General features: G+C 41.2%; 14 protein-coding genes. All 14 read right to left on the reverse strand.

Annotated features, from left to right (window positions below; translation table 11 throughout):
* The 14 genes from FBQ94_RS00075 to dapA all read right to left on the reverse strand — a co-directional run bounded on the left by FBQ94_RS00075 (window position 1) and on the right by dapA (window position 13507).
* On the reverse strand, window positions 1-1230 hold the full coding sequence (locus FBQ94_RS00075; RefSeq protein ID WP_007221730.1) for a glycosyltransferase: 1230 nt from the start codon (window positions 1228-1230) through the stop codon (window positions 1-3).
* 22 nt (window positions 1231-1252) lie between these two features.
* Window positions 1253-2188 carry a 1-phosphofructokinase family hexose kinase gene (locus FBQ94_RS00080; protein ID WP_007221729.1) on the reverse strand — a complete coding sequence of 312 codons (936 nt, stop codon included), beginning with the start codon at window positions 2186-2188 and terminating at the stop codon, window positions 1253-1255.
* Window positions 2189-2203: 15 nt separating this feature from the next.
* Entirely contained in the window at window positions 2204-3106 is a 903-nt protein-coding gene (locus FBQ94_RS00085) for a F0F1 ATP synthase subunit gamma (protein ID WP_007221728.1), read from the reverse strand.
* On the reverse strand, window positions 3093-4667 hold the full coding sequence (locus tag FBQ94_RS00090) for an alternate F1F0 ATPase, F1 subunit alpha (RefSeq protein WP_007221727.1): 1575 nt from the start codon (window positions 4665-4667) through the stop codon (window positions 3093-3095). Before FBQ94_RS00090 ends, FBQ94_RS00085 begins: the two co-directional genes overlap by 14 nt.
* 49 nt (window positions 4668-4716) lie before the next feature.
* A complete protein-coding gene (locus FBQ94_RS00095) occupies window positions 4717-5541 on the reverse strand; it encodes a F0F1 ATP synthase subunit B family protein (RefSeq protein WP_007221726.1) in 825 nt (274 codons plus the stop codon).
* Between the two features lie 3 nt (window positions 5542-5544).
* Entirely contained in the window at window positions 5545-5823 is a 279-nt protein-coding gene (locus FBQ94_RS00100) for a F0F1 ATP synthase subunit C (protein ID WP_007221725.1), read from the reverse strand.
* Between the two features lie 33 nt (window positions 5824-5856).
* Entirely contained in the window at window positions 5857-6534 is a 678-nt protein-coding gene (locus tag FBQ94_RS00105; RefSeq protein WP_040543288.1) for a F0F1 ATP synthase subunit A, read from the reverse strand.
* 2 nt (window positions 6535-6536) lie between these two features.
* Window positions 6537-6845 (reverse strand): ATP synthase subunit I, encoded by a 309-nt coding sequence (locus FBQ94_RS00110; RefSeq protein WP_007221723.1) that lies wholly within the window; start codon window positions 6843-6845, stop codon window positions 6537-6539.
* Between the two features lie 373 nt (window positions 6846-7218).
* Window positions 7219-7527: an AtpZ/AtpI family protein gene (locus tag FBQ94_RS00115; protein ID WP_007221722.1), complete on the reverse strand. Its 309-nt coding sequence runs from the start codon at window positions 7525-7527 to the stop codon at window positions 7219-7221.
* A gap of 1 nt (window position 7528) precedes the next feature.
* Window positions 7529-7909: a F0F1 ATP synthase subunit epsilon gene (locus FBQ94_RS00120; protein WP_007221721.1), complete on the reverse strand. Its 381-nt coding sequence runs from the start codon at window positions 7907-7909 to the stop codon at window positions 7529-7531.
* Window positions 7906-9291 carry a F0F1 ATP synthase subunit beta gene (atpD, locus tag FBQ94_RS00125; RefSeq protein ID WP_007221720.1) on the reverse strand — a complete coding sequence of 462 codons (1386 nt, stop codon included), beginning with the start codon at window positions 9289-9291 and terminating at the stop codon, window positions 7906-7908. The genes FBQ94_RS00120 and atpD overlap by 4 nt, the downstream gene beginning before the upstream one ends.
* 860 nt (window positions 9292-10151) lie before the next feature.
* Entirely contained in the window at window positions 10152-11771 is a 1620-nt protein-coding gene (locus tag FBQ94_RS00130; RefSeq protein WP_007221718.1) for a TolC family protein, read from the reverse strand.
* Window positions 11772-11782: 11 nt separating this feature from the next.
* Window positions 11783-12346, reverse strand: a complete 564-nt coding sequence (folE, locus tag FBQ94_RS00135; protein WP_007221717.1) for a GTP cyclohydrolase I FolE — start codon at window positions 12344-12346, stop codon at window positions 11783-11785.
* Between the two features lie 285 nt (window positions 12347-12631).
* Window positions 12632-13507, reverse strand: a complete 876-nt coding sequence (dapA, locus tag FBQ94_RS00140) for a 4-hydroxy-tetrahydrodipicolinate synthase (RefSeq protein ID WP_007221716.1) — start codon at window positions 13505-13507, stop codon at window positions 12632-12634.
* Window positions 13508-13658: the final 151 nt, after the last annotated feature.

Genomic DNA, 13658 nt, shown 5'->3' on the forward strand with positions numbered 1-13658 from the left:
TTAGACAACAATTGACCCTCTCAGTAAATAAAGGGTCTCAAAAGACCCGAACAGGTCAAGATATTGCTCCAAAAGACGAATCAGGAGAAACTTCTCCCGTACCGTTTCTCTTGCCCTTTGCCCCATTTCTTCCCGCAATTTCTTATTTTTAAGTAACTGAATAAGCCTGTCTGCTGCTTCCTCTACAGATGATACGAGGAATCCATTTACCCCGTCTTCAATCTGATATCGTATACCACCAACATTTCCTCCAATAACAGCGGCACCCTTCCACATGGCTTCTGCTACGGTCAAACCAAAGCCCTCACGAATTGACTTTTGCATCACAACAGTCGCCCTTCTCTGAAGGGCATTCACCAGCGCCGTATCCTGATGGGAAAGAATAATGATACGATCTTCTCTCTGTTTAATCAGAGAATCATACACCGCTTCTCCTTCCGGGTCATCTGTTGCAATATTGCCTAACAACACAAGAGTACAATCAATTTCCTTTCTTGCTATTTTGAATGCCCTAATAACACCTTCAGGATCTTTCCATCGGTCAAATCGGGAAACCTGTACTACCAAAGGAAGATCTGTTGGGATATTATAATGTACCAAACGCTCTTGTATTTCTGCTTCTGTCATATCCCGGTTTTTAATAGAAAAGGGATTGATTGCCGGCAGAAAAAATAATTGTGGTGTCTTCAATTTCTGCTGATATTCCCTGATACTCAAGATTACAGCATCATATCTTTCTATAAGCGGAGACAAATAATTCCATAGTTCCCTGTTTGGATTTGTCAAATCGATATGGCAACGCCATATCCAGGGGCATTTCCTTTTATAATGCCTGATCATCGGAAGAGGTTGAGGATCGTGAATAATAACCATATCGTGATCCAGATGGTTTCGAATGGCATTCTCATACACAACATCCTCATAAATCTTCAATTTACGATCGGTAAGATTAATATCCCCACCCTGCAAGGCATTGTGTATCTTTTTCGTAATAGTGAAAAAATCGGGAGATCCCTGAATCACTCTCCATCCAGTCTTAATACCGGTACTGTTCATCAAAAGTATCAACGACGATAATATCTCAGCTACACCTCCGCCATAATATGTTGAATTTATATGAACAACATGAAGATCCTGAAGGAGCTTAGCTTTTTCTCTCACCCGTTCAACTTTCTCACTACCAACAATCACTTCATAGTCTTCAACCTTAACGAGCCTGCTATCCTCCATTGTTTAACACCTCTTCAAAATCTTATGCAATTCCTGAAATCATCTGCTGATATAAGTACTCTGCATCCTCCCGGCGGCACAATTCGGTACCAGGAGTCATTACTGCAGCAGATCCGGTCGCTATACCGAAACGGACAGCATTCCGCAGCGAACTTCCCTTTGCCAGGCTTACTACTATACCAGCCATCATGCTGTCGCCAGCACCAACCTTACTCTCTATTGGCACTACGGGCGCCCGTATGCTCTCATACCCATCCTTTGACGCCAGGAAGGCGCCTGCCGCACCGAGAGAAATAACAACAACTTCGCTTTTTCCCCTTTCAATAATCTTCTTTGCTACTTCCTTCATGTGTGATTCATTTTTAATTTTTTCCCCTGCAAGGTACTGGAGTTCACTCATATTAGGCTTGAGCAAATATACATGCGCATCTGCCGCTAAACGCAATGCTTCACCTGATGTATCAATACATATTCGGCTGCCAGGCTTTTTTGCTCTCTGTGCTACCTGTGCATAGAAATCATCAGGTACTCCAGGCGGAAGGCTTCCGCTTGCAACAATATACTCCGGGCTCGGTGTGATACGAGATATACTATCTAAGCATTGCTGCCATTCCCTGTCATGTAACGTTGGTCCTGGCATACCAAAACGGAATTGCCGCCGTGTAGACTCTTCTAATACAATAAAATTTTCACGCGTCATTCCTTCGATTTCAATTGGCTGGTGATTGATCTTCTCCTGATTAAGCAATATTTGCAACATCTGTCCTATTGGTCCTCCTGAAGTATACAGAGCTGTGGATTCTCCACCCAATTTTTTTATTGCGCGGGAAACATTGATACCGCCGCCGCCCGGCTCATGGCGGGAAGTTTTACCCCGCAATTTTTTCTCAGCAACAACATGATCTACGCTGCAACTGGTATCAATCGTGGGGTTCATCGTCAGGGTAATAATCTGCATATCTTCTCTGCTTTCTCAAGAAAATTGCTCCTCTCTTCTCTCGCTGGTTAATGCCTCAAAGCCGGCCACAATATCCATCATTTCGGCAGTAATTGAATCCTGGCGTTGCTGATTAAATTGAGTTCTGAGCTCTTCCAGACGATCCTCAATGTTTTTCTCTGCAGCCTGCATTGATGATAAACGACTGGCATTCTCACTGGCAAGAGATTCCGCAGATGCGCGGTATAACAAAAAGAACAGGTATTGGCGGATTAATGCTGAAAATAATTGATTCCAATCCATAGTGTATAGGGGAAGAACACGTGCAGGCCACTCCCTTTCTTCTAAGCTTCGAAGCCACTCTTTATTTAAAGGAAGAAGATATACCATGCGGGGGTTATACGTTGAGCCTGATATGCGTTTATGATAAAAAATGATAATCTGGTCAATCTCTTTATTGGAGCGTAAATCCTCTATTCTAATCAATATCTTTTGTACCATGGAAGTAATGCCTTCAACTGATCCGGGAACTGAAAATTGTTCTTCCACGGGCTGCTTTTCCCCTTCAAGACGCGCAGCTACCCGTACACCAATACCCAAAAGTATTCTGCCTTCCGGTTTTTGAATCCTATTCATGTTATCAATTGCAAACGATACGATTCGATCATTAAACTGTCCACACATGCCCTGATCTGAACCAAAGACTATTGCACAAAGATTGCCGCCCGGCATTTGGCCTCGTTCCATCACCCTCTCAGGTTCTTTTTTCAAAAGAAATTGGAACCCCAGTTCAACGGCCCGGTTATACTCGGAAAGCGATTCTACAGCCCTCTCATATTGCCGGATAGCAACTGCAGCTATAGTCTTCATAGTCCTGACGATAGACTTTAATTCTTGTGCGCTTCTCAATTTACCCCGCAACGACTCATACGTTTCCATTCCCGATCTCTTTTCCTTTTTTTGAATAATTACCTGATTGTATGGTCTTTTCTACCGTACCGAGTATTGCTTTTTTGTCATCATTATTCAGTTTTTCATCTGCCAGAATCCGTTTCCCTATATCGGACAGCTTTTCCAAAGTCACCTTTCGAACAGCCTTTTTAACCTCATTCATCTTACCGATTGGGACATTATCAAAGAGGCCTTGTGTCACCGACAAGAGGATAACAACCTGCTCAGGAGCCGATAGTAAATCATACGGCGATTGTTTCAAAATCTCACGGATATGCTGACCACGCGCAAGTATCTTTCGCGTTCTTTCGTCAAGTCGTGTTCCAAAACGCGCAAATGATTCTAATTCTTCAAACTGAGAATAAGACAGGCGCGAATTACCGGCAATTTCATGGTATGCTGATAATTGCGCTTTTCCTCCCACGCGGGAAACTGATTTCCCAGCATCAAGAGCAGGCAAAATACCTTTTTGAAATAGCTCGGGAGAAAGATAAATTTGGCCATCAGTAATAGAAATAAGATTCGTTGGAATATATGCTGATATATTTTGTGCTTCTGTCTCAACAATAGGCAAAGCAGTAAGAGAACCGCCACCATACTCCTTACTCAGATGAGTAGAACGCTCAAGCAATCGCGAGTGAATATAGAATATATCGCCAGGGTACGCCTCTCTGGCAGGAGGTCTACGAAGAAGCAAAGAGATCTCCCGATACGTACGCGCATGATGGGATAAATCATCATATACGATTAAGACATCTTTCCCTTGTTCCATAAAGTATTCTGCCATAGAGGTAGCGGCGTACGGAGCAGCAAATCTTAGTCCCGGAGAATCCTCTCCGGTAGCTACTACTACAATACATTTTTCCATTGCCCCGTATTTACGTAAGTCATCAATTACCTTTGCGACTCCGGAAATTTTCTGCCCTATTGAACAATAAACACAAATAACATCTTTATCCCTCTGATTGATTATAGCATTAACTGCAATGGAAGTTTTGCCAGTTTGCCTATCGCCAAGAATTAATTCCCGTTGACCTCTTCCAATAGGAATCAGGGCATCAATTACCAGAATTCCTGTTTGCAGAGGAACACTTACTGGTGCACGGTCCAGAATTCCCGGAGCTTCCCGTTCAATAGGCTGCCGCTGGGAAGCATGTAATGGTCCCCGTTCATCCAGAGGACGACCCAGAGAATCAACAACACGGCCAAGGAGAGCATCGCCTACTGGTGTATCCAAAACTCTGCCGGTACGATAAACTTCACTACCAGCTTTTAAAGTCTGCGCCTCATCCAGTAAAACGATGCCAATTTCTTCCGGATCGAGATTGAATGCAATTCCTGTTTTATTATCTGAAAAACGAATGAGTTCGTTAAGTTTAACATCCGGTAATCCTTTCACCCGGGCAATGCCTTCGCCAATAAAATGTATAGCGCCTGTCTCCCGGGATTCGAGTTTGGCCTTGTGCTCCCGAAGTGTTCCGTTAAGAACCTGAAAAGTATCGTCCAGAACAGTTTTCAGCTCTCTCTTATTCTTCCCCGTGTTCACCATCCTCGTTTTTTATCTCCTTCATCTGAAAGGATCTTTTTCCCTCCTGCATTCATTCTTTTTCCTGGCGTTTTCCATTTTGCTTTTCCTGATACATATTTTCTTGATTTTCCCTTACTTTTCTTTCGATAGCATTGGTTACATTATCTTCCAGATCACGTAAGTAATTCTCCAGATTCCAGGAAATTTTATGTCCATCCACTTTTAGTTCTATTCCACAGATCAGGTTAGGCGATGTCGTAAACCGCACATTACTATTACTGGTAATTTGTTTTTGTATTTCATGTATCATTTTTTGGCGCATTTCCTGTGGAATCTCAAATGCACTGTTTATATCAATTTCATACTTTTTCGATCCCTGTATAGATCTTCTCAGGGTATCTCTTTCCTGTTTATCCAACCTTTGGATTTTTTTGATAAAGAAGTCAATTATCTGCCGCCCAAGATCGGCATCTGCCAAATCTGCCAGGGCGCGACGTGCAACAGCACAAACCTCTTTGCCCGCTTGTTGGCGGATGTCGTTCATGAATAATTGTCTCTCATGCTGAATTGCCTCATACCACTTAACCTGGGCTTCCCTTATCTCACCATGAGCCTTTTTCAGTAATTCTTTTCGCTGAGATTCTACCTCTTCATGAGCTTTTGAAAGCATTTCTTCGTATTTATCATCCAGCTCTTTGAGTTTTTTCCGATAAGATTCAGCTTCCTGCTCCGCCTCCTGTTTCTTCTGGTCTGCGTCTTTTAACTGCGAAATAATTTTCTCTTTACGTTCATCCATAACCTTAACAATCCGGTTATACAGAAAGTACTTTAGCAGGACCACCAGTATTACAAAATTGATTATTTGCGCTATTAACGTGAGTACATCAATCTGCATAGGCTATTTTCCCGCCTGCGAGACTACATGATTCCAAAATGGGTTGGCAAAAATAAGAATTACAGAAATAACAAAGCAATAAATAGCAACGGATTCTATCATTGCCAAACCAACAAATAACGTTCGGGTAATGGTACTAGCCTCGTCTGGTTGTTGCGCAATGGAACTCAATGCCTGAGCTAAAGCCCGTCCTTCTCCCAGTGCAGGACCAATCGAACCAATAGCAATAGTAAGTCCTGCAATAATGATTGAAGCTAAACTAACAATATCTTTCATTTCCATGTTACGATCTCCTTTCTGTTTAATCCTTCCTGATCATCCCTCGTTGCGGCCAGCACGGGTCGCAGATGCAATATATACAGCAGCAAGGATAGCAAAGATATAGGCTTGAATTTGTCCAATTAATAACTCTAATACCTCCATCACTGCCGGAATAAAAAAAGGTATAACTGAAATCAATATTGCACCGATTAAGGTTCCGCTCATTATGTTCCCGAATAGCCGGATTGCGAGTGTCAGCGTATGTGAAATTTCCCCGAGAATATTAAAGGGAAGCATGAATATTGAAGGTTTTATATAATACTTCAGATACCCTGCAAGTCCTGATTGTGTAATACTGAAAAAGGGAACCGCAAAAAACACACAAATAGCTAATGCTGCTGTAGTCGAAAACGAACTTGTTGGAGGATGATATCCAGGCACAATGCTGAGAAAGTTTGAAATCGAGATAAACAGAAACAATGTACCTATGAAAGATAAGTACGGCTCCGGTCTCTGGCGAATAATTTCACGAATCTGGTTCCTCATAGAATCTACAATGGTCTCGAGAAAGTTCTGCCAGCGGGATAATGCAAATCCTGCAGAAAGATTTTGAGTTACTAAGAGGGAAACAATGATCAATAAGACCATTACTACCCAGGTATATACGATGGTGGCGTTGATACGAAAATATCCCCAGGTAAAAATCGTGACAGAGTCAGGACTTATTTCCATAATTATCTTTTCTTTAGTAAAAGTCTAAAATTAATATGCCGTGATTGTAATCGTTGGATCAAAACAATCCGCATGAAAAGAAACCCCAGCATGAAAGCCAAGAAAGATTTCCATTCACCATGAGGAATAATAACATAAAGACCACACAAGATAGCTGCAATACGCATAAGAAAACTACCTGCCATAAAAAATGCAGGGCGACCCGATACAGGGAGAACCTGTACCGTTAACCAAAGACCTCCAAAATACAGTATGCTCAGTCCAATACCATTGGCAAGAGACAATACGATAAAAATAATATCATTTGCCATACCTGTGCCTTCTTTACATTTTCTACACTTTTAAGAGGCTGTCTTTGACAGAGATTTTTCTGCTTAATCCTAAACTCATTCCCATTTTCATGAAGACATGGTTTGGGAACGAGCAAAGCAAAACAAGCAGATCGAAATAAGAGCCACTGTTTGGATTTTCTAAACGTTGCATTAGGTTTACAATACCATCTATAAGTAACTTAAATAGAAACACCCTCTGGTCATTGTTCTCTCACTCTGCAGTTACATAGATCATATGCAGGGCGAGGCTTTAGCCTTGCCAGACAACCCTAAAGGATTGCCCTACATAATTGAAATTCCTCAATGTTAAATCAGGATATACCATAATTATGATAACGTTATCTATATAAACTCAATCGCCCCGGCTCTCCTTTCTTACCCAATACCATGCATTCAGACATCCAAGGATTACTCCCATGACAATGAGCGTAAGGGTCCATGAAAATCTGCCAGGCCACTTTCTATCCAGCCAGATTCCGATTAGGGTAAGAATTATGGTTGGAATAGTTACCGACCAACCAACCATACCAAACATACTTAATCCATAGAGAATACTAAACCCTTTCTTCTGCCGGGCCTTTATCCTGCGCGATTCTTTTATTCCTACCTTTTTGCTAAATTCTTCTCCGTGGCTATATTTTTCTTTTTTATTCTTAACCATGCTATTTCAATTTAAGAAAACGCCGGACAAAGCTGGCCTCTATATTTGCTAAAACTGAACGCGCCTTCTTTTCCTGGTCACTTAACGCCTCAAATTGTCCTTCTATTGTTCGCCGTAATGTTCCTAGATCAAGCCCTCCTATTGCATTTCTCGTAGAGACGAGAACTTCAGGGCCTGCCTTAATAAGGATTCCTTCATCAACAGCAATGAACTCTTCTTTCCCTGCCTTAGATACAAATGATAAAAGACCCGGAACAAGCGCTGTCACAAAATCGACATGCCGCGGTAAAAGGCAAAAGCAACCGTTTTCGGCTTCAGCAGTTACCTTGGTTACTTCCTGATCAATAAAAATTTCTGCTGGTAATAAGATTTTCAGTTTCAAGATTTTTTTGCTTCGCTTATTTTTCCAATCATATATAATGATTCTTCGGGATAGCCGGCAAACTCATCATTCAAAATACGCTCACAACCCTCAAGGGCATTTTCTAAGCTCACCATCTTACCTTTGCGACCGGTGAATTGCTCTGTCGTAAAAAATGGTTGGGTTAAAAATCTTTCTAATCTTCTGGCTCGGTTCACCGTTTTCTGCTCGGTTTGCGATAGCTCCTCTAATCCCAGCATGGCAATGATATCTTTTAATTCCTCATACTCTTCCAGATTCTGCCTAACTCCCTGGGCTATCGTGTAGTGCTTGTTTCCGACAATATTCGGCGTCAACATATTTGAGCTGGACTGAAGTGGATCGATTGCAGGATAAAGACCCTGACCAGCTCTTTTCCGGGATAATACTACCGAAGTGGACAGATGGCCAAACGTGTGCACTGCTGCAGGGTCGGTAAAATCATCAGCCGGAACATATACAGCCTGAACCGAGGTAATAGCACCTCTGTTGGTACTGGAAATCCTCTCCTCCAGCTCGGCAAGCTCAGTTCCCAATGTCGGTTGATATCCAACACGGGAAGGAATATGCCCTACAAGACCAGAAACCTCTGCCCCTGCCTGAATAAAACGAAAGACGTTATCAATAAGAAGTAATATATCCTTACCTTCTTCGTCCCGAAAATACTCCGCCATAGTTAAAGCAGCATGCCCAACTCTAAATCGAGCGCCTGGCGGCTCATTCATTTGTCCAAAGATAAGAATTGCATTATCCAATACCCCCACCTCCTGTATTTCCCGATAAATCTCCTCTCCTTCACGGCAACGTTCACCAATCCCGCAGAATATACTAATTCCCTGATACTGCTTAGCCATATTATTGATCATCTCCATGATTAAGACTGTTTTACCAACACCAGCCCCTCCAAACAAACCAGCCTTTCCACCCATCTCCAGAGGAGAGAGAACATCTATTACTTTAATTCCCGTTTCAAAAAGTCTCGAAGTAACTATCCGTTGAGATAAAGGTACGGGTCTCTGGTTAATAGAGCGCCACTCTATTCCCTGAAGTTCCTCTTTTTTATCAATTGTCTCTCCGAATACGTTAAAAATTCTTGATAATAGTTGCTTTCCTACGGGAACTTTAAGAGGTTGACCTAAATCCGCTACAGGAGCGCCACGAAATAACCCTTGTGTTGGCGTCAAAGCAATTCCCCGAATTGTTTCGGAATCAAGATGGATTATAACTTCGATTACAATCTTACCGTGATCTCCGGCTCTCAGCTGGTTTCGAATCGCAGGAAGCTGGTAGGGAAAGTGCGCATCAATTACACTTCCCCGAACCGAAATTACCGTACCACGATTCAAATCATCATTTTCATTCATCTTTCAACCCTCTGGGATTTTTTTATTTTCAGCCTGTTACTTATCATAATTCGCCATAACCCGCAGAAAAAAATTTCTATAAAATCCAGCTCAAGCGCTTCTCTCAATTGTAAAAGCAAGAGAGTAAAGATACTATCTCCGTAAAGGGTAAGTTTTCTATTATTGTATTGATGGCACCGGATTTTAAACTCTGTATAGAGAAGACACCCAATAGTAATGTTATCGTTCACTTAAGGGTGAAGCATGTACAAATTGTGGTTGGCGTGATCTTAAATAGTACAACAAAGAATTCTTACACCGGTAAAATGCTTTATATTCTATAAGAAAAGCTGCTCACGAAGAAATATGCCTTATTGTACAGAATACAAATATTTTACTTTTCTGCCATTTTCGTTTAGATTAATATAATTTAAAGATTTACCTTCAAAAAATATACCACGATAGAATAAAAAGTTCTATTTGTCAGTATTATGGAAATAAAATTAGACTAAAAGCCATCCTAAACCACAATTTAGCATCTACGGGCATTCGAAATTCCAGTATTTATAAGGAGTTTTGGATGCAGCAATGGGTTTTGGGATAAGTTTCAGTATGGTAGAGGTAGGGGACAGATTACTACTGGATAAATCAGAAGTGTGCCATATCACAAAAGTGTGCCGTCACAAAAGCGTGACACGTCACCATTGCACGATGAACGGTATATCTGGACTACTATATTAATTATCATTGTGAAGCTGACAAAAAAGTTTTTTAAAGGGCCGTAGTAGTCATATAGGTGTGGAATAGTGCTCATCCTACTACTATAGTAATCAATAATTGAAACCGAACAGTATAATACAGGATAATCTCCCTGATGAGATTTACATAATTTCTTCTTCCAACATGATATTATAAGCATCGAGGATCGTTCCTTTAGCCTTTTCTAAATTACCGAGAGATATCTCATAGTCGACAATTGCTTTTGCCGCATTACCTTCCGCAGTTGCCAAATCTTCCTGCGCACGTAATACTTCCAGACTTGTTGTTCTGCCCACACTAAATTTCTTCTCTTCAGATTCTAACCTCTCTTGCGCCAATTCCCTGGATTTCCTTGTAGCATTAACCCGTCCTCTATTTGTTATCACATCCCGAACGGCCTCCCGCACCTCTACGACAATATCTAATTCCTTTTTTTTAACATTCATGTGAGCTTGTCGTTTCTCGATTTTTGATTTATTATATTCGCTCCTCGCTGACCGGTTCCCAATAGGAATTGACAGGGAAAGTCCAAAAAATTCACCCTGAAAGTCCTCAGAGACTGCGGAAGAATTGGCATCATCTACATCCTCCCCAAGACCTGTGTATCGCACTCCTCCGGTAAAATCTAATTGTGGATATAATTCGTTCTTTCGTCTTCTGGTCTGCATACCTGCATTTTCAACCCTGAGTTGAAGTTCATATAATTCAGGACGCCTCTCCATAGCTGTCTTAATCGCATCCTTTAATTCAATTTTTTTCGGCTCAAAACCTGGCTCGTCAATAGGAATAATAGTAGCATCCGAAATAATCTCGTTATTTTCCAGATTCATAATTCTTTTGAGTTCGTCTTCACTATCCTTAATAGCATTCTCCGCAGAAATTACTGCCTCAACCCTCGATGCTACCCCGGCTTCTGCATCGATAATCTCAATTGGTGCAAGGGTACCCGCTTCTACTTGTATTTTATTCTTTCTCAATAAATCTTCTGCACGTTCCAGAGATTTTTGTGCTACTTTTAAATCCTCCAATGCCTTAACAAAATTCCAATATGCTTCCTGAATAGAATTAGAGACCTCTATTGCCGTAGTTTTAAATTGAGCAAGGGAAATCTTTTTATTATTTCGGGCGATATAAATAAGGCTCCTGTTATAAAACCAGCCAGCGCCTTTTAATAAAGGTTGTGTAATCCTTGCCTCAAGGAAGTTGGTAACGGATGGATTTAAGAACCGGAAACGGTTGGGATCGACAAAATCTCTAAATATGTTATACTCTAAAGCCAGGGTTGCACCTGTAGGGATGAGAGATTGAATCACGGCGTTCGCTGTTCTTCCCCGTTGAATAAAAGGAGTAAAGGCTGTTGTTCCAAAGCCGCCAACCAATTGACTATTAATCGGGGTATCATTATTTTCAATAGTACCGGTTAACGCCATGACAGGGTCGTACCTTGCTTTTTCTATAGTAATATCATAATCACTTAAGTCTGAATTCAATCTTGATAATTCGATATCAAAATTATTGCGCAATGCATAAAGAATACTTTCTCTTACACCAAGACTAAGAGACTTTAGATTTGCAACTATTTCTATAGTATTTTCCGGTGATATTGCAGAAGGTATCTGTACCGTCGTTTGATCTTCTTCGCCAAAGGAAAAAGCGCCATAAGATAAAATCAGAAATAAGGTACTGGCTAAAAAGAATATTTTACGGTAAGGATTCCTGTCTTTGGTAATTTTTTTTATCATGGGTATTTGAGTTAATGTCCTTTAATAAGTGCCATAGCTTCTGCACGAGTAGCAGGATTATCCCGGAAAATACCACGCACAACAGATGTGTGTACTGTTGTACCCGGTTTCTTAATGCCCCTCATAGTCATGCAAAGATGCCCGGCCTCGATAATGACGAGTACGCCTTTGGGGCGCAATGCCTTCATGATGGACTCTGCTATGTCTGTGGTGAGTCTTTCCTGAACTTGCAAGCGCTTTGCCTCTATTTCAACAACCCTTGCCAGTTTACTAATCCCTGTTACTCTGTTTCCTTGCGGAATATAGGCTACATGTGCGACGCCACTAAACGGGAGAAGGTGATGTTCACATATTGAGTAAAAGGGAATATCCTTTAAAAGTACGATCTCATCGTACTTTTCAGATTTTAATACCTTTATCTCTGCATGTGAATCTATTCCAATGCCTGCAAATATCTCTTCACACATATCGGCAACTCTTTCCGGTGTCTCCCTAAGACCCTCACGAGCAGGATCTTCACCAATACCCTCGATGAACAAACGGATAGATTCTATAATCTTCTTTTTATCTACCAAAATAAACTCCTTTTCCGTGTCTTAAATTAAGCTACCTTTGGCAGTAGGAGCACGTTATAAATCTATCCCTACTCGTGAACAAAACAGAGTTGATGTAGGGCGAGGCTTTAGGGTTGCCCTACAGGATTGAAACTTCTATACGTTCAATGAGGAAGCCATTGGCAACTTTTTGGATAAAACGTTCAGCGTAAAGACTAAAAATCTTCAACCCCTACCGATACGTCAAATTTATGTATTCTTATCTTTCCCTATTCGTTTTGCTTGTTATATCGCTCAACGAGGAAATCAAACCGTAGACATTAAACCGTATTTTTTCAGAATACCCACTAACTGGCTCTCATGCTCCTGAGTCATATCGCAAAGCGGTAAACGCATCTCACCATTTATTCTTCCCAACAATCTCATAGCAGTTTTTACCGGAATAGGATTTGTTTCTATAAACATGCCTTTTGAAAGCGGAAAAAGTTTATGATGGCACTTCCTCGCTGCGTCAAAATTGCCTTCTAAACAATGACGGGTCAATGCGGCTACATCCGCAGGAACAATATTGGCTGCTACCGATATTACCCCCTTCCCTCCAACTGACATAATAGGCAAGGTAAGAGAATCGTCCCCTGAAAGAACTGTGATATTACACCATTGCAGTATCTGAGTTGTCTGATCAATATTTCCGCTCGCTTCTTTTATTCCAACAATATTTTTCATTTCGGAAAGTTTTGCTACGGTCTCTGGCAGAATGGATATACCAGTTCGGGAAGGGACATTATATATTACAATAGGAATATCGACCTCTTCTGCAATCAATTTGTAATGCCGGTAAAGCCCCTCTGGTGTGGGTTTATTATAGTAAGGAGTAATGAGCAATGCCCCATGCGCACCCGATTTTTTAGCATGCTTTGTCAGGCGTAACGCTTCCCTGCTATTGTTTGAACCGGTTCCTGCCAGAACGATGATTCTCCCTGCCGCCATGCTGACAACCTCGCCAATTATCCGTTCGTGTTCATCAAATGAAAGGGTTGCAGACTCACCCGTCGTGCCACAGGGGACAATCCCATTTGTCCCATTCTCAATATGGTACTCAATGAGTTCTTTTAGTTTTTTATAGTCAACTTCTCCATTTTTAAATGGTGTGACTAATGCTACAAAGGAACCCTCAAACATACTTATTCTCCTTTATTCCATCTGAAATCAAATACGTTCCCTCCTTACACATCCCATGCAAGGACAAGATTTTTCAATAAAAAAATCTTTTGACCATTTCGTAATACTATAACATAAAACATCACTTATTCAAGTCTTGTCCTGCATCTCA

The organism is Candidatus Jettenia sp. AMX1, assembly GCF_030263775.1.
Classification (GTDB): Bacteria; Planctomycetota; Brocadiia; order Brocadiales; family Brocadiaceae; genus Jettenia; species Jettenia caeni.